This window comes from Pseudarthrobacter defluvii (assembly GCF_030816725.1).
GTDB classification, from domain to species: domain Bacteria; phylum Actinomycetota; class Actinomycetes; order Actinomycetales; family Micrococcaceae; genus Arthrobacter; species Arthrobacter defluvii_A.
Genome location: NZ_JAUSYG010000001.1, coordinates 3683859 through 3706694, shown reverse-complemented (window position 1 = coordinate 3706694; position 22836 = coordinate 3683859). Strand labels below are relative to the sequence as shown.

Below are 22836 nucleotides of genomic sequence, written 5' to 3'. Positions count from 1 at the left end.
CCGGCGTTGGAGGCCGAAGTCACCACAAGGAGAAACTCACCGATGAGCACCCAACATACCGCGCCCCGCACGGAGGCAGCCCAGACCCGTCGGGCGGTGGGCAACATCCTCAAAGGCTCGGCCGGCAACCTCGTGGAGTGGTACGACCTCTACGTCTACACGGTCTTTGCCGCTTATTTCCAGTCGCACTTCTTCAATTCCAAGGACGACCTGCAAGCCGGCCTCGAGGCGATGGCGGTCTTCTCGACGTCGTTCCTGATGCGCCCCATCGGTGCCTGGTTCTTCGGCCGGTACGCGGACCGCAAGGGACGCAAGGCCGCCCTGACCCTCAGCGTGACCTTGATGTCCGCCGGCTCCTTCGCCATCGCCATCCTGCCCACGCAGCAGCAAATCGGCCTGTGGGCCATGATCCTGCTGGTCATCGTCCGCGTGATCCAGGGCTTCTCCGTCGGCGGCGAGTACGGCACCAGTGCCACCTACATGTCCGAGGCAGCAACCAGCAAGCGCCGCGGCTTCTTCTCCAGCTTCCAGTACGTCACCCTGATCGGCGGCCAGATGCTGGCCCTGCTGGTCCTGGTGATCCTGCAGAACGTCATGCCCAAGGGCGACCTGGGCGAGTGGGGCTGGCGGATCCCGTTTGCCATTGGCGGCGTGGCTGCCCTGGTGGTGCTGTGGCTGCGGCGCTCCATGGAGGAGACCGTTTCCGCAGAGCAGATCGAAGCCGCCAAGACTCCCGCGGTTGCCGGACAGGCCCAGCCGGGCACCATGAAACTGCTGTTCACGAGCTACTGGAAGCCGCTGCTGGTCTGCATCGGCATCACCCTGGGCGGCACCGTGGCCTTCTACACCTACACCAACTTCATCCTGAAGTTCATGAACGATACCTCCGGCATCGCCAAGACTGACACCTCCGTGATCAACTTCTGGGCGCTGTTCATCTTCATGCTGCTGCAGCCCGTCTACGGCATCATCTCGGACAAGGTGGGCCGCAAGCCCCTGCTGCTCTGGTTCGGCGTCACCGGCGTGCTGTTCACCTGGCCGCTGCTGTCCACCCTGGCCGGCACCAAGAACCCGTTCACCGCGTTCCTGCTGATGATGGGCGGCCTGCTGATCGTTGGTGGCTACACCTCCATCAACGCCCTGGTGAAGGCAGAACTCTTCCCGGCCTCCATCCGTGCGCTGGGCGTGGGCCTGGGCTACGCCATCGCCAACTCGCTCTTTGGTGGCACCGTGCCGCTGATCGGCGCCGCGTTCCAGAAGGCGGAGCGGGAGGACCTGTTCTTCACCTACGTCACTGTCGCGATCGCCATTTCGCTGGTGGTCTACATCTTCGCGCTGAAGAACAAGAAGACCACGCACCTGGACGACGAACAGGGCCACGCCTGGGAGCAGGCGCCCAAGGGCGACAAGGACAAGGATTCCCTCGGCGTTTAGTCCCCAGGGCACCTAGGCGCTTGTTTACCAAGGAGGCGTACGACGGCGGCTGCCAGGCCGCCGTCGTACGCCTCCTTTTGTCCGGGGTGCTGATTGCGCGCCCAAGTGCCGCCAAGGCGGGCGGACTATATTGGCCATGTCAGAACACCACAACAAACGCGGGAGTCTGCACCCATGGCCAAGGAACTTGCCACCCAGCTCATCGAACAACTCCAGGCTGCCGGCGTGCAGCGGATTTACGGAATCGTGGGCGACAGCCTCAACCCGATTGTGGACGCCGTCCGCCAGACGGGAGGCTCCGCGAAGGGCGGCATCGACTGGATCCATGTCCGGCACGAGGAGGCGGCAGCCCTGGCCGCGGCCGCCGAAGCGCAGCTCACCGGCAGGCTGGCTGTATGCGCGGGCTCCTGCGGCCCCGGCAACCTGCACCTGATCAACGGCCTTTACGACGCCAACCGCTCCGGGGCGCCCGTGCTGGCCATCGCCTCGCACATCCCCAGCAAGCAGATCGGCACCACCTTTTTCCAGGAGACCCACCCGGACCGGCTCTTCAACGAGTGCTCTGTGTACTCCGAATTGGTCAGCACCGCCGAGCAGGCGCCGCGGGTGATGCACAGCGCCATCCAGCATGCGCTGGGACTTGGGGGAGTCGCCGTCGTGACCCTGCCCGGTGACGTCGCCGGGCTGGAGGCCGTTGTCCCCACACCTGCGCCGGCCACTTTCCGTCCGGCATCCCTGGTCCCGGACCCTGCAAGCGTCCAGGCGCTTGCCGACGCGATCAACGACGCCGGCAAGGTGGCCATCTTCGCCGGTGCCGGCGTTGAGGGCGCGCACAGTGAGCTGATGGCGCTCGCGGAACTGGCCAAGGCGCCGGTGGGGCACTCGCTGCGCGGCAAGGACTTTGTCCAGTACGACAATCCGTTCGATATCGGCATGACGGGCCTGCTGGGATACGGGGCCGCGGCGGAGGGGATTGAGGACGCAGACCTGCTGATTCTCCTGGGCACCGACTTCCCGTACGACCAGTTCCTCCCGGACACCCGCACCGCCCAGGTGGACCGTGCGCCGGAGCGCCTGGGCCGCCGGACCGACGTCGACATTGCCGTCCACGGGGACGTGCTGCCCACCCTGCGTGCGCTGATCCCGCTGGTGAAGGCCAAGAAGAGCCGCCGGTTCCTGGACCAGATGCTCAAGAAGCACGACCGGCTCATGAACAAGGCCGTGGGCGCCTACACGCGCAAGGTGGAGAAGAAGCAGCCCATCCACCCGGAGTATGCGGCGTCACTGCTGGACCAGGTGGCCGCGGAGGATGCCATCTTTACCGCGGACACCGGCATGTGCAACGTCTGGACCGCGCGCTACATCAACCCGCTGGGCACCCGCCGGCTGATCGGGTCCTTCCTGCACGGCTCGATGGCGAACGCGCTCCCGCACGCCATCGGGGCGCAGTTGGCTTATCCGGGGCGCCAGGTCATCTCCGTCTCCGGCGACGGCGGGCTGTCCATGCTGCTCGGCGAGCTCATCACCGCCACCGCGTACAAGCTGCCGGTGAACGTGGTGGTGTTCAACAACTCCACCCTTGGCATGGTGAAGCTCGAGATGCTGGTGGACGGACTGCCCGACTTCGGCGTGGACGTGCCGGACGCCAACTACGCGGCCGTGGCCAAGGCTCTCGGCTTCCACGCCGTACGGGTCACGGACCCCACCCAGATCGAGGCGGCGTACCGGGAAGCATTTGCGCACCCCGGCCCGTCACTGGTGGAGCTCATCACCGACCCCAACGCGCTGTCCATCCCGCCCAAGATTTCCGGTTCGCAGGTGATTGGATTCGCCACCGCGATGTCCAAGGTGGTCCTGAACCGCGGGGCGGGGGAGGCCGTGAGCATGGCCCGCAGCAACCTGCGCAACATCCCCCGGCGCTAGTCTCCTTCCCACACGCGCCATCAGCTAACGCCCTTAAACCAGGAACGCGTCCGCAGTAACTGCAGACGCGTTCCGGGTTTTCGTGCGAAAAGTGATGGCGTGTGAGGTTAGCGGGCGCCGCCCTGCCACAGGGCATCGAAGGGGGCGCCGGAGGCAACGCGGTTGCGGATGCCGGCGGTGACGAACTCCTTGGCGGTCCGGGCTGCGTCCAGCGGCGTGGCCCCCTTGGCGAGTTCCGCCGTCACGGCGGCGGCGAGTGAGCAGCCGGCGCCGGAAACTGCCACCTCGCCCACCTTCGGGGCACTCAGGACTTCGAGTGTCTCGCCGTCATAGAAAACGTCGACGGCGTCCGGGCCTTCCAGCCGCACCCCGCCCTTGGCGAGCACAGCTGCGCCGCTGAGCTCGTGGATGCGGACGGCAGCGGCCTTCAGCGACTCGACATCCGTGATCTCCAGGCCGGACAACGACTCCGCCTCAAAGTGGTTTGGTGTGACGAACGTGGCCAGCGGCAGGATCTGGGCTTTCAGGGCCTGGTCCGTGTCCAGCGCGTGGCCGGGCTCCTGGCCCTTGCAGATCAGCACCGGGTCGAGGACAACGTTGGCGAAGCTGTTCTCCTGCAGGGCGCCGGCCACGGTATTGATGGTGGCCGGGCTGCCCAGCATGCCGATCTTCACCGTGTCGAGGGCGGAAGGGGCGCCGGACGCCGGGCCGTACGCCGCCGTCGTCGCCTCCAACTGGTCCGCGATCACCTGCTGGTCCACCGGCACGAAACGGTGGTTCCAGCTGTCCTTGGGGTCGAAGGACACGATGCAGGTGAGGTTGGCGATGCCGAAGACGCCCAGTTCCTGGAAGGTCTTCAGGTCGGCCTGCGCGCCGGCGCCACCAGTCGCTTCGGAGCCGGCGATGGTGAGGACGACGGCGGGACTTGCGGCGGGCAGCGTTGCTTCAGGGGAAACGGAAGTCATGCACCCCATCCTGCCACCCGCCGTCGTGCGCTTTCCATGTGGTGACGTACAGCGGCTGCGGGACGCCGTATGGTCAGGGTTCCAGCGGAGCAGGTTCGGGCACCCCTTTGCACTGGGCCCCGCCAGCATCGTGAGTGCAGACTAGACCGACCACGGCTGCACGCCCCAGGGCTGCGCAGAATCCTGTCCACAGGACCGTGCCCCACATCGAGGCCCAGTGGCTGCCCGTGATGAACATGAGAGTGATGACTCCGGTTACCAGCCCGGCACAGCCGATGGCGAGGATATGAAGGGCCTGGTTCCGCACCGGACGCATGCAGACTCCGGTGGCCAGCGCCAGGGGCATGCCCAGAAACAGTGCGGAGAGCGTTCCGTAGATATAGCCGGGGAAGCCCAGGGGAAACCCGAAGACCAGGACCGTGAGGAACGCGCCCGGAAGGAAAGCGCCGGGACCGAAGGTAACGCGGAGCGCGCGGCTCATTCCCGGCCCTTGGCGATCTGCAGCAGGGCCCGCCCAAGCTCCGGTTGGCTGTAGACAAAGCCCGCGTCCAGGAGTTTCTGCGGCTGGACCCACCGGCTCTTCAAGACGAGCTCGACCTCGGTGCGGATCAGGACGGCCCCGGCACGCAGGAGCCACGCAGGGGTGGGGAGTCCGAAGCGGGCGCCGTAGGCCCGCCGCACCAGGCGCATCATCTCCTGGTTGCTGACCACATCGGGCGAGGCCACATTAACGGGTCCGGTGATATCGGTCCGCGCATGCAGGAAGCGGATGCTGCGGTACAGGTCCTCCACGTGGATCCAGCTGAACTTCTGCCTGCCGTCGCCCATGTGGCCGCCCAGGCCCAGCCGCGCGAGGTTGGCGAACGGCGCCAGCGCGCCGCCGCCGCGGCCCAACACGATGGCTATCCGCAGCGGGATCTTCCGGGTGGCCGGCGTGGTGGCCGCTGCGAGGGCGGCCTCCCACGCTTTGGCCACGTCCACGGAGAACCCGGTGCCGAGATCGCCGTCGGCTTCGGACTGGGGGCGGTCGCGTGCGTCCCGGTAGATGGTGCCGGTGCTGGCATTCAGCCAGGTCGACGGCGGCACCTGGCACTGCGCGATGGCCCGCCCGAGTACCTGGGTAGTGGCCGCCCGCGAGTCCATGATCAGCGCCTTGTTCCGCTGGTTGTACCGGCACGAGACGGAGCGTCCGGCGAGGTTCACCACCAGGTCCGCGCCGTTGAGCACCCGGACCATTCCGTCGTCGTCATCCCATGCGGCCGCGGAACCGCCCGTTCCCTTGCGTCCTATGGTGCGCACTGTCCAGCCGTCCTCCAGGAAACGGCGGCGAAGGTAGGTTCCGATGAAGCCGGAAGCCCCTGCCACTACAACAGTCTTTGTGCTGCCCATCTTTTCCCCCAATGTTTCTTCCCCTAATCGCGGATGCTGCGGCTGAGGTCCAGGACGTCGTCCAGAACCTTGTTGACGCCCGGGATGCGGGCCAGTGCGAGACCGCGGGCGATGAGTGGGGCCGCGCCGTCCACCAGCTTCCTGGTCCGCCGCTGGCCCTCCGAGGTGTCATAGACCCAGAAGAGGGTGACCCCCATGTAGCAAAGCCACAGCAGCTCCGGCAGGTCGGCCCGCAGCTTCTTGGCTACGGCAGGTTTGGCCCCCTCTACCGTGTGCCTGAAGATGTCGAGGGATGCCTCCCGCGCAGGCGTGGACCCTGCTGAAAAGGGGTTCACCGGTGATGTGGGCCGGATGGCGGTAGCCACGAAGTCCGCGCCGAACCGGTGGTAGGGGGCCATGACGTCAAGGCCGGCATGCAGCGTGGCCTTCAGCCGGTCAGCCAGGGGGGCAGTCCCGTCCAGCGCTTCCGAGGCCCGCGCCGCGTGCTCCGCCTGCACCTGGATGTACAGCTCATGGACCAGGTCATCCTTGGATGCGAAGTAGTAATAGGCGTTGCCCACGGAAACGCCTGCCTCCGCGGCGATGGCGCGCATGGTGGTCTTCTCGAACCCGATCTCACGGAACATGCGCAGCGCGGTGTCCGCCACCAGTTGCCTGGTCTGTTCGCTCTTCGCCGCCACGGCATCCCCCATTCTTTGAACATGTTCAAAACTGGTGTGCCACAGCAGTTGAACATGTTCAAAAAATGCTTTGTGCGGGCCTGCCCTGCTCCTCGAGGAGCTTTGTTGCGCAGCGCGGTGCGAGAATGGCACGAGTGCTAATACAACCGGTGGCCTCATGCGGCAGGCCGGCCAACCACTCCTGAACGGATCCCTTGATGACCCCTGCCCCCGGCCACAGCGCCGTGCCCCAAACCGCCCGCCCAACTGCCGCAGGTCGCGCCGCCCGGTTCGCGGACATCGGTTCGCCCTACTTCGGGATCATGCTGGCGGCCATGTCAGTGGTGCTGATCCTGTCCAACATCGGAGCGTCCAAGGGGGTGGCGTTCGGCCCCATCGTCACCGACGGCGGCTTCTTCCTCTTTCCGCTCGCGTACATCCTGGGCGACGTGATCAGTGAGGTCTACGGCTTCAAGGTGGCCCGCAAGGCCATTTTCACCACTTTCGCGCTGTCCGTCTTCGCTTCCCTCTGCTACTGGGTGGTCATTGCGCTGCCAGGGTTCGACGACGAGTACGGTACCGCCAAGCAGTCAGCCCTGGAAGGGGCACTTGGCCCCGTGCCGCAGATCGTCCTGGCCTCGCTCCTGGCGTTCCTGGCCGGCCAGACCATCAACTCCTGGATCCTGGTCCGGATGAAGGCCCGCACCGGCGAGAAATCGCTGTGGGCGCGGCTCATGGGGTCCTCGGGAGCCGGGGAGTTCGTGGACACGCTGATTTTCTGCAGCATCGCCGCACCCGTCATCGGCATCGTCGACTTTGGCAGCTTCGTGAACTACGTGCTGGTGGGCTTCGTCTACAAGACCCTGGTGGAGTTCCTCTTCGTCCCCGTGACCTCGCTGGCCATCAACTGGGTCAAGCGGCGCGAGCCCAGTTACGGCGCCGCTAACCCTGCCGCGGCAGCGGTGACCAACCCCGCATAGCTGCCACCCGGCGTCGTACGTTCCAACTGCCTGGCGCCGCACGCCGGAAAGGGTGCTGACACGCAGGGACGTTCCGGCGATCGGCAGTTTTCCGGCGAGTTCGACGGCGGGCCCCCAGTTAGCCCTTCAGCGCGCCGTCCAGCAGTGCCCGCAGCTCCTGGAAGTGCCGCTCCGTGGCTTCCGGGTGGAACGCCGAGGTGTCCGCCATGGTGTAGCCGTGCGGCGCCCCTTCGAAAATCTCGTTGGATGCCTCAAGCCCGGCGTCCTTGAGAGCTTCGCCCAGTCGGGCGACGGCGTCGGGGGCCATGCTCCGGTCGTGGTCGGCATGGCCGAAGACGAACCGCGCCCGCGCGTTGCCAAGCCCCAGGTGCGGGCTGTCCGGATCCTCCGTGACAAGACCGCCGGCGTGGAAGCCGCCACAGGCTGCCACGTCGTCAGGGTGGGACGTGGCGGTGCGGACGGCGAGCCGGGCACCCATGCAATAGCCGGTGGTGCCGATCGGACCGGGTGCAACGCCGTCGAGCGCCCTCAGCGCGGACACCCAGGCATCAATGTCAGGCAGCACCTTGTCGGAAGTCAGCCGGCCAACCCGTGGAAAGGCAGCCTTTCCGGCCGCTTCCCGACCCTCCTGCGTGGTCATGTCTCCCGACGGAGCCAGGTCCGCTGCTGTTCCTTCGCGGTAGAAAACGTTGGGTGCCAGCACCACGTAACCCCAGTCGGCGATGCGCTGGGCCATGTCCTGGATGCGGGCGCGCAGGCCGAAGGCGTCCATATAGAAAATAACGCCGGGGAACGGGCCGGTTCCGGCGGACGGGCGGACTACAAAGGCCTCGGCGGTGCCTTCTGCGGCAGGGATTTCGATGGATTCGATAGGCATGGCGCCCACCCTACCGGAGCCGGCTGGGCGTCAGCTCAGGAGTAGTACCGGCCCAGCGTCTCCGCCTTGAAGTCGAAGAACGTTCCCGACTCGATGGCCAGCCGGGCGTCGTCCACCATCTTCACCACGAACCGCTCGTTGTGGATGGAGATCAGGGTGGCGGACACCATTTCCTTGGCCTTGAACAGGTGGTGGATGTACGCCCGCGAGTAGTTGGTGCAGGCGTAGCAGTCACAGCCTTCCTGCAGCGGCCCGAAGTCCCGTTTGTACTTGGCGCCGGAGAGGTTGAACCGGCCCTCCGGGGTGTAGAAGGCCGAGTTGCGGGCCACGCGCGTGGGGGAGACGCAGTCGAAGGTGTCGGCGCCGTTCTCGATGGCGGTGAAGATGTCATCCGGCTCGGAAATGCCCAGCAGGTGCCGCGGCTTGTCCTCCGGCAGTTCCTCGTTGCACCAGCGCACAATGGTGCCCAGGTTCTCCTTCTCCAGCGCGCCGCCGATGCCGTAGCCGTCGAACGGCATGGCACCGAGGTCGCGGCAGGCCTTTCGGCGGAGGTCCTCGTACTGGGCGCCCTGGATCACGCCGAACAGCGCCTGGTACGGCTTTCCGGCCCGTTCCTCCGTGAGGCGGAAGTGCTCCTCGAGGCACCGCTCGGCCCACAACCGGGTGCGTTCCAGCGACTCCTCCTGGTACCGCCGCGAATTCTGCAGGGTTGTCAGCTCGTCGAAGGCGAACATGATGTCCGCGCCGATCCGGTGCTGGACCTGCATGGAAATCTCGGGGGAGAAGCGGTGCCGGTCCCCGTTCAGGTGGGACTTGAACCAGACACCGTCGTCGTCGATGTGTGCCAGGCGCTCCTTGCCGGGGGCCACGGCGTCGTCGGGCCCGGAAGTATCCACGGACTTCATGTCGATGACCTTCTTGAACCCCGAGCCCAGGCTCATCACCTGGAATCCGCCAGAGTCCGTGAAGGTGGGGCCGGGCCAGTTCATGAAGGCCCCCAGGCCGCCGGCTTCGTCCAGGATGTCCGGCCCCGGCTGCAGGTACAGGTGGTACGCGTTGGCCAGCAGCGCCTGCGCGCCCAGGTCCGCCATCGACTCCGGAAGAACGGCTTTCACCGTTGCCTTGGTTCCCACGGCGATGAACGCCGGCGTCTGGATGTCGCCGTGCGGGGTGGTGATGGTGCCGGTCCGGCCCAGGAACTTTCCGCCGTTCTCGGCTACCTGCGCGTCCGACGGCGGGCAGGACTCCGCGAGGCGCGTACCCACCGTGAACGAAAACTGTGAACGGGTGTCAGGCAGGGCGGAGGCGGGGGTGGCAGGCACCGTACCAGTCTGCCAGCAAACCGCCCGGCGCCCGTAAACTCAGGCGAACGGCAAACCCCGGGCCTGTAAGCCCGGCCGCCGGCAACCTCAGCTGGCCGGCTCCGAGGACGGGTAGTTCGATGCCCGCCAGGAATCCCAGGACTGCCGGATGGCGTCGAAGGCCCCGGCGCCGAGGTCGTACGTGGAAGCGACAACCAGTGAGCCGTCGCCCTCCGCACGGACGTCCTTGATGGCGGGGTGGTCGGCCACCACCAGCAGCCCCTCGCCGTGCTCCGCGTAGCTGTGGACCGTGAGCCCCACCTGATGGCTGGTCCGGTACCAGACCTTGCCGCTGATTTCCTCGCCGGTGCCCAGCGTCACCTGGTATGGCTCGCCCGGCGCCGGGAGGTCGGAGAGCCCCAGCTTCTCGATGGCGGACCCGTTGCCCTCGGTCAGGTGCAGGAACAGGGTGTGCCGCTTGCCGTGCGGATGGCGTTCCAGGGCGAAGCGGAGCTGCTCCAGGAACGTCAACCACCCCTGGGTAATGTCTTCGTCCCAGGCAGCCCACTCGGAATCGTGGTCCACCGCCCCGCGGGTGACGCTGACCCGGATTCCGCCGGGTACCGGGTGCAGCTCGAACGTGTCCCCGCCGTGGACTCTCAGGCTCGTGTGGTCCGCGGACTCCTCCACATCGCTGGAGAAGTAGATTTCCTTGATCTCCGATTCCAGGTCCTCGGCCTGCCAGCCGTGCCATTGGGCCACTTTGGCCGGTTCACGCAGCATGGTCCAGACCTGGGGCGCGTCGGCGTTGATCACTACGCTGAGATTGTTCGTCATAGCCCCGAATGTACGCCGGGGAAACGGCCCCGGGTAGGGGGTGATTTCCCCCGCCCGGAGTTGTGGCAAACCGTCAGGGGCGGACGGCCTCCAGCTCGTTGCTGATGCGCCGCTCCAGCTCGGACATCCCGATGGTCTCCGAGCCGCCGTGGGCCCGCAGGAACAGCAGGGACTCCAGCCGCAGCAGCCGCCATTCGCGCTCTGCGTCGTGGTTGGAGTTGTCGATGGAGCGGAAGATTTCCTTGTCGTACAGGTTGGGCTCGTTGAGCGAGCGCTGCCGCACCTTGGCGGCCATGCGCGCCTTGAACGGGTCCGTCTCCTGGTTCTCCGGCGTGCGGATGAGCTTCTCGTAGACCTCGGCCCGTTTGTCCTGGCCGTCCTGCCGGCAGATGTAGCTCGCCAGCGCCAGGGACGCTTCCACGGATGTCCAGCGGCCAGGGTTGCCGTCGTAGGGCAGCACGGTCAGGAGGTCCGCCACCGACAGTGCACCGTCAGCGTCCTTGAGGGTGATGAACAGTTCATGCGCCAGGTCGCTGAGGTCCTTCAGGCAGCTTCCGGACTTGAAATTGACGCCCTTGGAAAGCCGGTCGGTCAGGAGCAGGACGCCCTCCGCGTCCGGGTGCGCCTCAGCGGCGGCTTCCACCACCGATTCGGGGGTGCCGTCCGGAGCGGGGATGAGGGCCAGTTCCTCCTCGCCGGGCCCCGTCACCGCGGGTGGCACCGGCGGAAGGGGAGGTACGACGACGGCGGGGGCCACGTTGATGGGACCGGTCCCGGCGCCGGGCTGCTCCTGCCGTCTGTCGTTAGGTGCGGCGGTTTCCGCCGGCGGTGTGGGCTCCGGAAGGTTTGCCGGCAGCGGAAGCTGCGTGACGTCGTCGTGCGCTCCGTCCACGACGGTGACCCTGGTGCCGATGGCCACCCGCAGGGTGCCGCCGCCGGAGAGGCTGGCCAGGACCAGTGCGGGGGAGCCGAAGTCGTCGTGCTCAAGCTCCACCTGGTCGATTTCGGCGGTGCGCCGGCCGTCGGGGAGGAGGATGTGGCTGCCGGTGGTCAGAGATCCAGCCTGCTGCTCACGGTGGTGCCTGGCGGCTGGTGATTCGGTCATTGGAGTCCTTAAGTTCTCTTGCGGTCCGCCCTACAGTCTACAAAGGCGGGTGCCTAAAACCGGGGACCCCCACGTCCCGGCGGGGTGGTCAGAAGCCCACGCCTGCGAACGCCAGTGCCTGCCGGATGAGGCCGCCGCGGCCGCCGGAAAACTCCAGCTGGACACCCGGGCTGAGGACTTCCTCCGGGGTCATCCAGGTCAGTTCCAGGGCGTCCTGGCGCGGCTCGCACTCGCCCGTGACCGGGATGACGTAGGCCAGGGATACGGCGTGTTGCCGCTCGTCGGTGAACCCGGTCTGGGACGGGGCTGGGAAGTACTCGGCAACCGTGAACGGGACCGGGCTCAGCGGCAGCTGCGGGAACGCCAGCGGGCCCAGGTCCTTTTCCATGTGCCGCAGCAGGGCAGCGCGGATGGTTTCGCGGTAGATGACGCGGCCGGACACCAGGGAGCGCACCATGGTCCCGTCTGAGTCGGCCTGCAGCAGGGTGCCCACCTCGTTGACGTAGCCCAGCGGATCCAGCCGGACCGGTACGGCCTCGACGTACACCATGGGCAGCCGCCCGCGCGCCTCAAAGAGGTCTTCTTCGGAGAGCCAGCCGGGATTCGGGTCAGGTGTGCGCACGTTCATGCTTAAGTTCTACCCCATGGGGCGGTGCTGGGAGACCCACACCGTGGCGGGCGCGTTGGGGCTGCCGGCGTCCGGATTTGCCACATGGAGGGTGCTGCCAAATGCCTCCTCGGTGACGCTGACGCCGAAACCGGCCGTGGTGAGCCGCTCCCGCAACGGTTCCAGCCCGCCGTCGTACTCAAAGCCCAAGCCTGACCGGGACGCCCCGGCTGCCGGCCGCACCAGGAGGACGCCACCGTTCTTGGCCGTGAAATCCGCGGTTTCGTCATTGTCCGGCACGGGCCGGGGGCGGGCACCGATGTGCAGCAGCGTTCGGACGGCACCCTCCGGATCCGCGGTGTACCAGACCGCTACGACGGCCAGCGCGGCATCGGCGTCGGCGCACTGGGCGGTGTGGGACGCCTTGTCCGCCAGGAAAGTGAAGCCGTCCGGGGCACTGATACGGCAGGCTTCGCCGTGGTCTGCGGTGACGAGCTCCGCGGGCTGTGAGGTTGCCCCGCCGGTTCCCTCCTGCGCCCCGTTTTCCTGCGCGGACAGGTTGGTGCGCCGCGCGAATTCGGCAACGTCGCCCACCTCCACCGCCAGCACGGTGCGGCCGTCCTGCTCTGACCCGGCCTCTGCCGGGTGCAGCGCCAGGCGGCCCGCCCCGGAATCGAAGACCTGCCACCCGCCGTCGTCCTCCGTCTGGACCATGCCAAGCGCCGTGAGGAGCTGCTTCCAGGACTCGGTGCGCGAGGTGAAGTGGACGGGACGGACTCGAAGCATGGCGTTGTCCTAGAGGTGAGGGACGGTTCTCTAGGGCCATGATGCCACTTGAAGTCCCGGTGCACATGGGGCTTGTGGCCTGCCGTCTTCCGGGCAGAATTGGGCCATGGCCGATGACCTCGAAGAACTCCTGGTGCCCGATGCCGCCGCCTGGCGTGCCTGGCTGGAAGAAAACCACAAAACCAGCCCGGGCGTATGGCTGGTCCTGCACAAGAAGGGCGGTACGGTGACCGGGCTCGATTACCCGGCGGCGCTGGATGAGGCCTTGTGCTTTGGCTGGATCGATGGGCAGTTGCGGCGCCGGGACGGGGAAAGCTCCTTCCAGCGGATGACACCCCGGCGTCCGCGCAGCGTCTGGTCCGCACGGAACGTGGGGCATATTGCCCGGTTGGAAGAGGCGGGCAAAATGACCGAGGCCGGCAGGGCAGCGGTGGAGGCCGCCAAGGCTGACGGCCGCTGGGACGCTGCCTACGGCGGGCAGGCCGATCTTGAGGTTCCGGCGGACCTGGCGGCAGCCGTCGCAGCCAACCCGGCGGCGCAGGAGATGTTCGACGTCCTCACCAAAACGAACCTGTTCGCCCTGGTATACCGCACCAATTCCGCGAAGCAGGCGGCCACCAGGGAGCGCCGGATCACCGGCTTCGTTGACATGCTGGCCCGGGGGGAAACGCTGTATCCGCAGAAGAAGCGGCCTGCCGGGCTGGACCAGCTGCCGTGAGTCAACGGGCCCTGCTGGACTAGTGAGGCGTCGCGGCGGTCACGGCCGCGGCAGCCTCCAGCGTCATCCACGCCTGCAGCTGGGTGGCGAGCTCGACGGCGGCGCCCGGCGGATACGCCGCGGCGGCCGGTTCCGCCGCGTGCATGGAGAAGATGCTCTTCCCCTCGAGCCTGCCCCGGCCCTCGCCGGCCCCGACCTGGCGCCGGCCGGACCAGAACGCCCCGGCCGTATCCGTGACCAGCCGGGATGCCATGGAGCGGGTGGCCTCGGGCAGTCTGCTGTCCGCCCCGGCGAGCGCCAGGTAACGGCACAGGATTCCGGTGAAGAGGCCGCCGTCACCCGTTCCTTCGCAGCGGAGCACCGATCCGGTGGTGCTGCCGTCCGTACCCCTCACCGGAACCGTCAGGAGCCGCTGCACGGAGTCAACCAGCGCGGCCGCACGGGCCAGGTTCGCTTCGCCGCCCACCTCCAGGAGCGCGCCCAGCACCGGGCCCTGGTTGTACGTGTACACGGCGCGTTCCAGCACCACTTCGCCGGCCGGGTTCAGCCGTGCACCATCGAGGTACAGGCCCTGGCCGGGGTCGAACAGGGTGGCATCCAGCCAGTCCAGTAGTGCCTGGGCCTTGTCGTGGCCGCCGGTGCGGGCATAGAACAATGCCACCGGAGCCGTCGCAGGGGTGTTCTTGAAGTCCCGCTTCTTGCTCCAGAAGGTTCCGCCGCCCAGGTCATCGGTGCACGCGGCGTCGAACTGCAGGGTCAACGATGCGCGGACAGCGGCGTTGCGGCGCCGGCCCGGGCGGCGGGTTTCCTCGGCCAGCCGGTCCAACCGGAGGGCCGCCAAAGCGAGCCAGGCCATGTCGTCGTAGTAGTTGTTGACGAAGGTCAGGGCGTTGCGGATCCTGATGCCGGTGACCAGGCGTGAGGCCAGGTGGCCGGCGCTGGGCCGGTCCGGGCCGTCAAACCGGGCCGCGGGGGTGGCGCCGCCGCCAAGCTCCCGCCGGCCGGTGTCCACCAGGCAGTCCACGTAATGCGCCTGCCACCAGTAGTGCCACGGGAGGGCCAGGGAGGCTGCGGGCCTGGCCCGGCGAAGCGCGGCGAGCAGCCGGCTCAGCGGCGGCCTGGCTTGGTCCTGCCCGGACGTTGGATCCTGCTGCGCCGGCCGGCCAGGGTGCCTGCCCTGCCACACCACCGCGCCCAGGTGGGTGCCGGGGAGGAACAGCAGTTTGCGGCCGAACAGTGTGGTCACCGACCGGGCCGCGTGGTCCGCCCTGTCCTGCCAGGTGCTCAAGGGTGTGCTGGTGGACGTCATGCCGTCCACCCTAACCGCGCCCGCAGGGCCGGCAGCGCCGCCGGGTGCGGTGGGAGTGCGGGCCCGCCCGATTTCAGTTAACATTCATTAACTGTTGCTCGAGGCCGCGCCGCGGCATGGGGACACGCATCAAGGAGGATGTATGGACATCAAAGGCAGCGTCGCACTGGTGACAGGCGGTGCCTCCGGGCTGGGAGCGGCCACCGCGCGCAGATTGTTCGACGGCGGCGCTTCAGTTGTGCTCGTCGACCTGCCGTCCTCAGGCGGCCAGGCCGTGGCGGACGAATTCAACGGCCGCGCCGCAGCCGGCCAGTCAGCCGTCTTCGCCCCCGCCGACGTGACCAGCGAGACTGAGGTGAGGGCCGCCGTCGGGACCGCCGCGGGGCTGGGACCGCTGCGCATCGTGGTGAACTGCGCCGGGATCGCCACCCCGGGCAAGGTGCTGGGACGCGACGGCGTGCTACCGCTGGAAACCTTCAGCCGCGTCATCCAGGTGAACCTGGTGGGAACCTTCAACGTCCTGCGGCTGGCGGCCGAAGCCATGGTGGCCACCGAGCCCGCCGTGACTCCGCTGGGCGGCCCGGAACGCGGGGTCATCATCAACACAGCCTCCGTGGCGGCCTTCGACGGACAGATCGGCCAGCCCGCCTACTCCGCGTCCAAGGGGGCGGTGGCCGCCATGACGCTGCCGATCGCCAGGGAACTGGCGCGCTCGCTGGTCCGCGTGGTCACCATCGCCCCGGGCATCTTCGAGACCCCCATGATGGCGGGCCTCCCGCAGGAGGCACAGGACTCCCTGGGCGCGCAGGTGCCGCATCCCTCCCGGCTGGGCAAGCCCGCGGAATACGCCAACCTGGTGGCGCACATCGTGGACAACGCCATGCTGAACGGCGAGACCATCCGCCTGGACGGTGCCATCCGGATGGGACCGAAATGAGTGCGCCGGACCTTTCGCAGCTGCCCGCGGCGGACTTCTTCGCCGTCGAATCAATGCTGGGCCAGGCCGAACGGAACAAGCTGGCCGAGCTGCGGGACTTCCTGGCCGCCGAGGTGGCACCCTACGCCGGGGACTGGTGGAACAAGGCCGAGTTTCCCGCCCACATCCTGCCCAAGCTGGCCGCCCTTGAGCTCAGCACGCCCGTCCACCGCGGTTACAGCCACCTGTTCGCCGGGCTGGTCATCGCCGAGATCACCCGGGTGGACACATCCCTCGCCACCTTCTTCCTGGTCCATCATGATCTCTTCGTTGAGTCCCTGCACACTTTCGGCACGGACGACCAGAAGCAGCGGCTGCTGGCCGACGCCTCGGAACTGCGCACCACCGGTGCCTTCGCGCTCACCGAACCCCTGCACGGGTCCGACGTGGCGGGCGGCCTGGAGACGCGGGCCCGGCGGATTTCCTCCACAACGGGAGAAGCGGACGGTGACGGCGACGCGTGGGTGCTCAACGGCGCAAAGCGGTGGATCGGCAACGGGACGTTCTGCGACTACATGCTGGTGTGGGCACGGGACGAGGCAGACGGCTCGGTCCGGGGCTTCATTGTCGATGCGACCCTGCCCGGAGTCAGCCGGAGCAGGATCGAGAACAAGATCGCCCTGCGCACGGTCCAGAATGCGAACATCGAATTCAAGGACGTCCGGGTGGCCGAAGCGGACCGTTTTGCCGGGATCAGCAGCTTTGAGGACACCAAGGAACTGCTGCGCAGCTCACGCATCATGGTGGCCTGGCAGGCGGTGGGCCAGCAGCTGGCGGCCTTTGACGTTGCCCGGCAGTATGCCGTGGAACGCCACCAGTTCGGCCGGCCGCTGGCCCACTTCCAGCTGATCCAGCAGCAGCTGGTGACCATGCTGGGCAACGCTGTAGCCAGCATGTCCATGATGGCCGGGATCGCCAGGCTGCAGGACCAGGGCGCTGCCGGGATGCCGCAGGTGGCGCTGGCCAAGTCCTACCTCAGCGCGCGGATGCGGGAAACCGTGGCGCTGGGCCGGTCCATTTTGGGCGGAAACGGCATCGTCACCGACTACCGGATGGCCAAGATCTTCGCCGACGCCGAGGCCATCTTCACCTACGAGGGCTCGTTCGAGATCAACACCCTGATCGTGGGCCGGGCCATCACCGGGATTTCGGCCATTTCCTAAGGGGGAGGGGCTATGCGGGATACGGCTGCTTCTCGCCTGCCTCCACCCGCACATCCAGGCTGTTATTCTTCACCGGCATGGGGCAGGTGCCGTAAGGGGTGAAGGCGCTGGGGTAGTTGATGGCCCGGTTGAAGTCCAGCACCACGGAGCCGTCCGGCCGGGGCCGTGGCACCGAAAGTTTCCGCCAGTCAGCTGTTTGTCCCGGCGGGGCAGCGCCGTTGGTTTCGTCATGGAAGGTGACGGTCAGGGCGCCGAGCTTCTCTTCCTCGGCCTGGAGGTGGAACTCGTGGCTGCTGCCGGGGAGGCGGAAGACCACCTCGCCCACGCTCCGGTGCACGCCGTCCACCAACGGGTTCGCGGTGCCGATCGGCACATCCACCGGTCCCGGGTACGGTTCAAACCGGCCCGTCACTTCCCAGGCCGGGTTGTAGGGGTAGGTGGGAACGCCGTCGAATCCAGTGAAGGCCGGCGACTCCGCGTCCCGGGTGCGGATGGCGTACTTCCCGCCGCGCATGGCCAGTTCCACCACTACCTGATCCCCGTCCGGGCCGCCGTACTGCACCCACATCAGGGACTCCTCGTCCGCAAGGACGGCGGACACGGTGCCATCCACCTTTTCGCCCGTCTCCACCAGCCTGAGCCCGTCCGACGGGACTGCGGTGAGGAACGCCGTCGTGCCTTCGCTGTCCGTGGACCACAGGCCCGGGACGAGGTCGACGGCGGCGGGGGAGTTCGCGAGCCACTGGAAGGAGGTGAGGGTGAGCCAGCCGTGGGGCGAGGCCAGGGCCTTGTCCCGGTTGGTGCGGAAGCGCTGCCAGCGCTCTACCCGGGCGGTTGAGGGTGTGGCGGCTGGGGTGGTGGTCATGGTTCCTTCCGTTGTGCGTGCCCCCGCTTCAACCGCCGTCGGGGCATGTTCATTCCGATCCGTCTTCCCTTTGTCCCGGCCTTTCCCCTTGTCCTGGCCCGTCCGGAGAGTAGCGTTCTGCCATGAGGATTGCAGTTCTTGGCACGGGCACTGTAGGGCGCACACTGGCAGCAGCTCTCGGCGCATTGGGCCACCAGGTGGTCCTGGGCACCCGGGACCCCGGCGCAACCGCCGGCCGGACCAGCCCGGATCCCATGGGCGGGCCGCCGTTCAAGGAATGGCTGGCGGCCCACGGCGGCATCGGGCTGGGGACATTCGCGGAGGCAGCCGGCGACAGTGAGCTGGTGGTCAATGCCACGAACGGTGCGGCTTCCCTTGCAGCCTTGGGGGCGGCGGGCGCGGCACGGCTGGCCGGGAAAGTCCTGGTGGACGTCTCCAACCCACTCGACTTCTCGCAAGGGATGCCGCCCGTTCTGAATCCAGTCAACACTGAAAGCCTGGGTGAGCGGATCCAGCGCTCGTTTCCGGAGACGCGGGTGGTGAAGTCCCTCAACACCATGAACGCCGGACTGATGGTGGACCCGCGCAGGGTTGCCGGCGGCGACCATTCGGTATTCATTTCCGGCGATGACGCCGGCGCCAAGACCGTTGTCAGGGAGTTGCTTGAATCGTTGGGCCACAAGGACATCATCGACCTCGGTGACATCACCACCGCCCGCGGCGCAGAGATGGTGCTGCCGCTCTGGCTGCGGCTGTTCGGCGTGCTGGGCACCCCGGACTTCAACTTCAAGATCGTCCGTGGGTGAGTGACGCCATGCGCAAACTGACCTTCGGCATGAACGTGAGCGTGGACGGCTACATCGCAGCACCCGCAGACGACCTGGGCTGGAGTGCACCGGATGACGAGCTGTTCCAATGGTGGTCCGACCGGGTGGGGGCAACGGACCTGGCCCTGTATGGGCGCAAATTGTGGGAGACCATGAGCTCCCACTGGCCCACCGCCGACCAGCAGCCCGGCGCCACGCCGGCGCAGATCGAGTTCGCCGGCCGCTGGCGGCAGATGCCAAAGGTGGTGTTCTCCTCGAAAACCCGCGAAGTGGACTGGAACACGCGCCTGGTTACCGGCGACGCAGTCCCCGAGATCACCCGACTCAGGGCCGAGGGCAGCGGCTCCATGGACATCAGCGGTGCTACCCTCGCCGCCGCGGCCATGCGGGCCGGACTGATCGACGGGTACCTGATCGTCACCCATCCGGTCCTGGTGGGCGGCGGCACGCCGTTCTTCACAGCCCTGGACAACTGGGTGAACCTGAACCTGGTGGAGACCCGGGTGTTTCCCAACGGTGCCGTGCTTACCAGCTACGAGACCAGGCGCTGAGTGCCCGGCAGCGAAGAAGCACCGGGAGCAGCGCCCGCTTTTTCGAGGCCGCTTCCCGCCGGTGTTGAATGGGAGGGTGGACATCCTTGCGGGAGTTAATCGGGAGTGGCTGGCGGCGCTCACCTGGATAGCGGCCGCGGCTGCCTTCGCGGGCCTGCTGGTGTGGCGCCGACGGCGGGCGGACCTCGCCGCGCTCGCCGCCGTCGTCGTCTTCATGGCAGCAAACGCCGGCGCGGGCATCTATGTCCTGAACCACCTGGCGGACGGGCGCTGGGGCGGGGACGCCCAGGCCAAGCTCTCCCCGCCGCCGCTTACCGGGACCCCGGTGGTGGGCCAGTTCCTGGAACCCCTCGACGGGGCCATGGCCGGAATGGCCGGCGGCGTCAACGACTTCATCGACTTCCAGGCCGCCCTCCCTGTTGCCCTGGGCTTCTTCGCGGCCGCAGGCTGGGCCCTTGCCGTTTCCGTGCCGGTCGCGCTGGTGGTGGCAGCAGTGCAGGCCAGGCAGGCCCGCCGCCGCGGGGCCGAGTCTGCTGCCTTGCAGGGCGAGGTGGAGAACCTACGGGCTGAGCTCGACGCCGTCAAGCGGCACGTGGGGTACCGCGACATTTTTTGAGACGGATTCCACTGCTGTGCAGGAGCGGGGGTAGCATCTTTAGCTAGTAACGTGGCTCACAGTATCCAGCGCAGTGTACGAGCCAAGTCCGAACCCCTCGAAAGATTGTTTCAATGGCTCACACTGCAACTCCTCCCGAAACCGATCTTGCCTCCGAACTCCGCGCGGACGTCCGGCGTGTTTCCACCCTGCTGGGCGAGTCGCTGGTCCGCCAGCACGGACCGGAACTGCTGGACCTCGTGGAGCAGGTCCGGCTCCTGACCAAGGAGTCCAAGGAGGCGGCGCGCGGCGGTGCGCACGCCACGGGGCCCTGGAGCGCGCACGACGTCGTTGCGCAGGTCCGCGAGCTCCTCGGCTCCCTGCCCATCGAGCAGGCAACCGACCTGGTGCGCGCCTTTGCGTTCTACTTCCACCTGGCCAACGCCGCCGAGCAGGTCCACCGGGTCCGCGGACTGCGGACCAGGGCCGAAAAGGACGGCTGGCTGGCCAAAACCGTGGCCGACATTGCCGCGCAGGCAGGGCCGGACGTGCTGCAGGAAGTGGTCAACGGGCTGGATGTGCGCCCCATTTTCACGGCACACCCCACCGAGGCCTCCCGACGTTCGGTCCTGGACAAGATCCGCAAGCTCTCCGACGTCCTGTCCCAGCCGTCGGCCGAAGGGTCCACGGCCCGGCGCCGGCAGGACCGGCAGCTGGCCGAAATCATCGACCAGATGTGGCAGACCGATGAGCTGCGCCAGGTCCGGCCCACCCCGGTGGACGAGGCCCGTAACGCCATCTACTACCTCGGCGGCATCCTCACCGACGCCATGCCCGAAATGCTGACCGAACTCTCCGAGCTGCTGGGCGAGCACGGCGTCACCCTCGCCTCCAAGGACGCTCCCATCCGATTCGGCTCCTGGATCGGCGGTGACCGAGACGGCAACCCGAACGTCACCGCCGCCGTAACCCGGGAAATCCTGCAGATCCAGAACCAAAGCGCCATCCGGATCAGCATCGGGATGATCGACGAGCTGATCTCCATCCTCTCCAACTCCACCGCGCTTGCCGGCGCGGACGAGTCGCTGCTGGCGTCCATTGATGAGGACCTCAAGAAGCTGCCCGGCCTGGACAAGCGCGTCCTGGAACTGAACGCCCAGGAGCCCTACCGGCTGAAGCTGACCTGCATCAAGGCCAAGCTCATCAATACCGGCAAGCGGGTTGCCGTGAACTCCAACCATGAGCACGGCCGCGACTACAGCGGCACCGAAGAACTCCTGGCGGACCTGCACCTGCTGGAACTGTCGCTCCGGAACCACTCCGCAGCCCTGGCCGCGGACGGCTCCCTGGCCCGGGTCCGCCGTGCCATCGCCTCCTTCGGGCTGCACCTGGCCACGCTGGACATCCGCGAACACGCCGACCACCACCATGACGCCGTGGGCCAGCTGATGGACCGGATCGGCGGGCCGGGGCTGCGCTACGCCGAACTGAGCCGCAAGGAACGGTTCGAGGTGCTCGGTTCCGAGCTGGCCTCGCGCCGGCCGCTGTCCGGGCACCCGATCAAGCTCGACGGCGCCGCCGACGGCACGTACGACGTCTTCCGCGAGATCCGGCGCGCCCTGCGCATGTACGGCCCAGACGTCATCGAGACCTACATCATCTCCATGAGCCGCGGCGCCGACGACGTCCTGGCCGCGGCAGTGCTGGCCCGCGAGGCCGGACTGATCAACCTCTTCGGTGACAAGCCCTACGCCAAGCTCGGCTTCGCACCGCTGCTGGAAACCGTGGAGGAACTCCGGGCGTCCGCGGAGATCATCGACCAGCTCCTGTCCGACCCCTCCTACCGCGAACTGGTGCGGCTGCGCGGGGACATCCAGGAAGTGATGCTGGGCTACTCGGACTCCAACAAGGAATCCGGCGTGATGACCAGCCAGTGGGAAATCCACAAAACCCAGCGCAAGCTGCGTGATGTCGCCGCCAAGCACGGCGTCCGCGTCCGCCTCTTCCACGGCCGGGGCGGTTCCGTGGGCCGCGGCGGCGGGCCCACCTACGACGCCATCCTGGCCCAGCCCAACGGCGTCCTGGAAGGCGAGATCAAGTTCACCGAGCAGGGCGAAGTCATTTCCGACAAGTACTCCCTGCCGGAGCTGGCCCGCGAAAACCTGGAGCTCTCCCTGGCCGCCGTACTCCAGGGCTCGGCCCTGCACCGCGATCCGCGCACCTCGGAGGACCAGCGGGAGCGCTACGGACACGTCATGGAGACCATCTCGGACGCCGCCTTTGACCGGTACCGGAAGCTGATCGACCACCCGGACCTGCCTGCGTACTTCATGGCCTCGACGCCCGTGGAGCAGCTGGGTTCCCTCAACATCGGCTCCCGCCCGTCCAAGCGCCCGGACTCCGGTGCCGGCCTGGGCGGCCTGCGCGCCATCCCGTGGGTGTTCGGCTGGACCCAGTCCCGGCAGATCGTGCCCGGCTGGTTCGGCGTGGGCTCGGGACTCAAAGCGGCGCGCGAGGCAGGACATGCCGCCCAGCTGGTGGAGATGAAGGACCACTGGAACTTCTTCCGCTCCGTGCTGTCCAACGTGGAAATGACGCTGGCCAAGACGGACATGGACATTGCCGGCTACTACGTGTCCACCCTGGTCCCGGAGGAACTCCACCACCTCTTCCGGACCATCCGCGAAGAGTACGAGCTCACCGTGGCCGAGATCCAGAAGCTCACCGGCGAGAACGTTCTTCTGGACGCCCAGCCCACGCTGAAGCGTTCACTGGAGATCCGCGACCAGTACCTGGATCCCATCAGCTACCTCCAGGTGGAACTCCTGCGCCGCATCCGCACCGAGGGCGAAATCAGCGGGGCAGAGCTCGACGAGCGCCTCCAGCGGGCCATGCTCATCACGGTCAACGGCGTGGCCGCCGGCCTCCGCAACACCGGTTAATTCTCCAGTTGCTCCATCACTTGTGGT

General features: G+C 67.5%; 22 protein-coding genes. 10 read left to right on the top strand and 12 right to left on the bottom strand.

The window, feature by feature from the left end; all coding sequences use genetic code 11:
- Positions 1-42 precede the first annotated feature (42 nt).
- Positions 43-1434, top strand: a complete 1392-nt coding sequence (locus QF031_RS17215; protein WP_307430925.1) for an MFS transporter — start codon at positions 43-45, stop codon at positions 1432-1434.
- A 174-nt stretch (positions 1435-1608) separates the two neighbouring features.
- Complete coding sequence (locus QF031_RS17210; RefSeq protein WP_307430921.1) at positions 1609-3357, top strand: pyruvate dehydrogenase; 1749 nt, start codon at positions 1609-1611, stop codon at positions 3355-3357.
- 107 nt (positions 3358-3464) lie between these two features.
- On the opposite strand, the gene QF031_RS17205 is transcribed toward QF031_RS17210, so the two are convergent.
- The 4 genes from QF031_RS17205 to QF031_RS17190 form a co-directional block, all read right to left on the bottom strand.
- The gene (locus QF031_RS17205; RefSeq protein WP_307430918.1) at positions 3465-4322 is read right to left on the bottom strand and encodes a hydroxymethylpyrimidine/phosphomethylpyrimidine kinase; all 858 of its coding nucleotides are present in this window, start codon (positions 4320-4322) and stop codon (positions 3465-3467) included.
- A gap of 73 nt (positions 4323-4395) precedes the next feature.
- Positions 4396-4803 carry a hypothetical protein gene (locus tag QF031_RS17200; protein WP_307430916.1) on the bottom strand — a complete coding sequence of 136 codons (408 nt, stop codon included), beginning with the start codon at positions 4801-4803 and terminating at the stop codon, positions 4396-4398.
- A complete protein-coding gene (locus QF031_RS17195; protein ID WP_307430913.1) occupies positions 4800-5711 on the bottom strand; it encodes a TIGR01777 family oxidoreductase in 912 nt (303 codons plus the stop codon). The genes QF031_RS17200 and QF031_RS17195 overlap by 4 nt, the downstream gene beginning before the upstream one ends.
- A 23-nt stretch (positions 5712-5734) precedes the next feature.
- Positions 5735-6391: a TetR/AcrR family transcriptional regulator gene (locus QF031_RS17190; protein WP_307433455.1), complete on the bottom strand. Its 657-nt coding sequence runs from the start codon at positions 6389-6391 to the stop codon at positions 5735-5737.
- A 197-nt stretch (positions 6392-6588) separates the two neighbouring features.
- On the opposite strand from QF031_RS17190, the gene QF031_RS17185 reads away from it, so the two are divergent.
- On the top strand, positions 6589-7350 hold the full coding sequence (locus QF031_RS17185) for a queuosine precursor transporter (protein ID WP_307430909.1): 762 nt from the start codon (positions 6589-6591) through the stop codon (positions 7348-7350).
- 118 nt (positions 7351-7468) lie between these two features.
- On the opposite strand, the gene QF031_RS17180 is transcribed toward QF031_RS17185, so the two are convergent.
- From QF031_RS17180 to QF031_RS17155, 6 genes are all read right to left on the bottom strand, one after another.
- A complete protein-coding gene (locus tag QF031_RS17180) occupies positions 7469-8227 on the bottom strand; it encodes a dienelactone hydrolase family protein (RefSeq protein ID WP_307430907.1) in 759 nt (252 codons plus the stop codon).
- A gap of 35 nt (positions 8228-8262) precedes the next feature.
- Positions 8263-9549 carry a tRNA guanosine(34) transglycosylase Tgt gene (gene tgt, locus QF031_RS17175; RefSeq protein WP_307430903.1) on the bottom strand — a complete coding sequence of 429 codons (1287 nt, stop codon included), beginning with the start codon at positions 9547-9549 and terminating at the stop codon, positions 8263-8265.
- Positions 9550-9636: 87 nt separating this feature from the next.
- Positions 9637-10365, bottom strand: a complete 729-nt coding sequence (locus QF031_RS17170) for an SRPBCC domain-containing protein (RefSeq protein WP_307430900.1) — start codon at positions 10363-10365, stop codon at positions 9637-9639.
- A 73-nt stretch (positions 10366-10438) separates the two neighbouring features.
- Positions 10439-11470 carry a DUF6707 family protein gene (locus tag QF031_RS17165; protein ID WP_307430898.1) on the bottom strand — a complete coding sequence of 344 codons (1032 nt, stop codon included), beginning with the start codon at positions 11468-11470 and terminating at the stop codon, positions 10439-10441.
- An 88-nt stretch (positions 11471-11558) separates the two neighbouring features.
- Complete coding sequence (locus QF031_RS17160) at positions 11559-12098, bottom strand: NUDIX hydrolase family protein (RefSeq protein WP_286401639.1); 540 nt, start codon at positions 12096-12098, stop codon at positions 11559-11561.
- A 9-nt stretch (positions 12099-12107) separates the two neighbouring features.
- Positions 12108-12863, bottom strand: coding sequence for a VOC family protein (locus QF031_RS17155; protein WP_307430894.1), 756 nt, complete (start codon positions 12861-12863; stop codon positions 12108-12110).
- 106 nt (positions 12864-12969) lie between these two features.
- Here QF031_RS17155 and QF031_RS17150 point away from each other — a divergent pair, with 106 nt between their 5' ends.
- Complete coding sequence (locus QF031_RS17150; RefSeq protein WP_307430891.1) at positions 12970-13581, top strand: YdeI/OmpD-associated family protein; 612 nt, start codon at positions 12970-12972, stop codon at positions 13579-13581.
- Between the two features lie 19 nt (positions 13582-13600).
- Here the strand turns inward: QF031_RS17150 and QF031_RS17145 are convergent, their stop codons facing one another.
- Positions 13601-14890 (bottom strand): glycoside hydrolase family 76 protein, encoded by a 1290-nt coding sequence (locus QF031_RS17145; RefSeq protein WP_307433452.1) that lies wholly within the window; start codon positions 14888-14890, stop codon positions 13601-13603.
- A gap of 142 nt (positions 14891-15032) precedes the next feature.
- Here QF031_RS17145 and QF031_RS17140 point away from each other — a divergent pair, with 142 nt between their 5' ends.
- Positions 15033-15827 (top strand): 3-hydroxyacyl-CoA dehydrogenase, encoded by a 795-nt coding sequence (locus tag QF031_RS17140; RefSeq protein ID WP_307430889.1) that lies wholly within the window; start codon positions 15033-15035, stop codon positions 15825-15827.
- Positions 15824-17029 (top strand): acyl-CoA dehydrogenase family protein, encoded by a 1206-nt coding sequence (locus QF031_RS17135; protein ID WP_307430887.1) that lies wholly within the window; start codon positions 15824-15826, stop codon positions 17027-17029. Before QF031_RS17140 ends, QF031_RS17135 begins: the two co-directional genes overlap by 4 nt.
- Positions 17030-17039: 10 nt before the next feature.
- Here the strand turns inward: QF031_RS17135 and QF031_RS17130 are convergent, their stop codons facing one another.
- Positions 17040-17894 (bottom strand): DUF1684 domain-containing protein, encoded by an 855-nt coding sequence (locus QF031_RS17130; protein WP_307430885.1) that lies wholly within the window; start codon positions 17892-17894, stop codon positions 17040-17042.
- A gap of 122 nt (positions 17895-18016) precedes the next feature.
- On the opposite strand from QF031_RS17130, the gene QF031_RS17125 reads away from it, so the two are divergent.
- The 4 genes from QF031_RS17125 to ppc all read left to right on the top strand — a co-directional run bounded on the left by QF031_RS17125 (position 18017) and on the right by ppc (position 22809).
- Positions 18017-18700 (top strand): NADPH-dependent F420 reductase, encoded by a 684-nt coding sequence (locus tag QF031_RS17125; protein WP_307430883.1) that lies wholly within the window; start codon positions 18017-18019, stop codon positions 18698-18700.
- 8 nt (positions 18701-18708) lie between these two features.
- Positions 18709-19272, top strand: coding sequence for a dihydrofolate reductase family protein (locus tag QF031_RS17120; RefSeq protein ID WP_307433449.1), 564 nt, complete (start codon positions 18709-18711; stop codon positions 19270-19272).
- A gap of 76 nt (positions 19273-19348) precedes the next feature.
- Positions 19349-19888: a hypothetical protein gene (locus tag QF031_RS17115; RefSeq protein ID WP_307430880.1), complete on the top strand. Its 540-nt coding sequence runs from the start codon at positions 19349-19351 to the stop codon at positions 19886-19888.
- A 113-nt stretch (positions 19889-20001) separates the two neighbouring features.
- Complete coding sequence (ppc, locus tag QF031_RS17110; protein ID WP_307430877.1) at positions 20002-22809, top strand: phosphoenolpyruvate carboxylase; 2808 nt, start codon at positions 20002-20004, stop codon at positions 22807-22809.
- Positions 22810-22836: the final 27 nt, after the last annotated feature.

Excerpts from the sequence above, each read along its gene's own strand:
- QF031_RS17210 (WP_307430921.1), top strand. The coding sequence starts at position 1,609 with ATGGCCAAGGAACTTGCCACCCAGCTCATCGAACAACTCCAGGCTGCC.
- QF031_RS17185 (WP_307430909.1), top strand. The coding sequence starts at position 6,589 with ATGACCCCTGCCCCCGGCCACAGCGCCGTGCCCCAAACCGCCCGCCCA.
- QF031_RS17120 (WP_307433449.1), top strand. The coding sequence starts at position 18,709 with ATGCGCAAACTGACCTTCGGCATGAACGTGAGCGTGGACGGCTACATC.
- ppc (WP_307430877.1), top strand. The coding sequence starts at position 20,002 with ATGGCTCACACTGCAACTCCTCCCGAAACCGATCTTGCCTCCGAACTC.
- QF031_RS17145 (WP_307433452.1), bottom strand. The coding sequence starts at position 14,890 with ATGACGTCCACCAGCACACCCTTGAGCACCTGGCAGGACAGGGCGGAC.
- QF031_RS17200 (WP_307430916.1), bottom strand. The coding sequence starts at position 4,803 with ATGAGCCGCGCGCTCCGCGTTACCTTCGGTCCCGGCGCTTTCCTTCCG.
- QF031_RS17155 (WP_307430894.1), bottom strand. The coding sequence starts at position 12,863 with ATGCTTCGAGTCCGTCCCGTCCACTTCACCTCGCGCACCGAGTCCTGG.
- QF031_RS17150 (WP_307430891.1), top strand. The coding sequence starts at position 12,970 with ATGGCCGATGACCTCGAAGAACTCCTGGTGCCCGATGCCGCCGCCTGG.
- QF031_RS17195 (WP_307430913.1), bottom strand. The coding sequence starts at position 5,711 with ATGGGCAGCACAAAGACTGTTGTAGTGGCAGGGGCTTCCGGCTTCATC.
- QF031_RS17160 (WP_286401639.1), bottom strand. The coding sequence starts at position 12,098 with ATGAACGTGCGCACACCTGACCCGAATCCCGGCTGGCTCTCCGAAGAA.
- QF031_RS17170 (WP_307430900.1), bottom strand. The coding sequence starts at position 10,365 with ATGACGAACAATCTCAGCGTAGTGATCAACGCCGACGCGCCCCAGGTC.
- QF031_RS17180 (WP_307430907.1), bottom strand. The coding sequence starts at position 8,227 with ATGCCTATCGAATCCATCGAAATCCCTGCCGCAGAAGGCACCGCCGAG.
- QF031_RS17140 (WP_307430889.1), top strand. The coding sequence starts at position 15,033 with ATGGACATCAAAGGCAGCGTCGCACTGGTGACAGGCGGTGCCTCCGGG.
- QF031_RS17125 (WP_307430883.1), top strand. The coding sequence starts at position 18,017 with ATGAGGATTGCAGTTCTTGGCACGGGCACTGTAGGGCGCACACTGGCA.
- QF031_RS17165 (WP_307430898.1), bottom strand. The coding sequence starts at position 11,470 with ATGACCGAATCACCAGCCGCCAGGCACCACCGTGAGCAGCAGGCTGGA.
- QF031_RS17215 (WP_307430925.1), top strand. The coding sequence starts at position 43 with ATGAGCACCCAACATACCGCGCCCCGCACGGAGGCAGCCCAGACCCGT.
- QF031_RS17130 (WP_307430885.1), bottom strand. The coding sequence starts at position 17,894 with ATGACCACCACCCCAGCCGCCACACCCTCAACCGCCCGGGTAGAGCGC.
- QF031_RS17135 (WP_307430887.1), top strand. The coding sequence starts at position 15,824 with ATGAGTGCGCCGGACCTTTCGCAGCTGCCCGCGGCGGACTTCTTCGCC.
- QF031_RS17205 (WP_307430918.1), bottom strand. The coding sequence starts at position 4,322 with ATGACTTCCGTTTCCCCTGAAGCAACGCTGCCCGCCGCAAGTCCCGCC.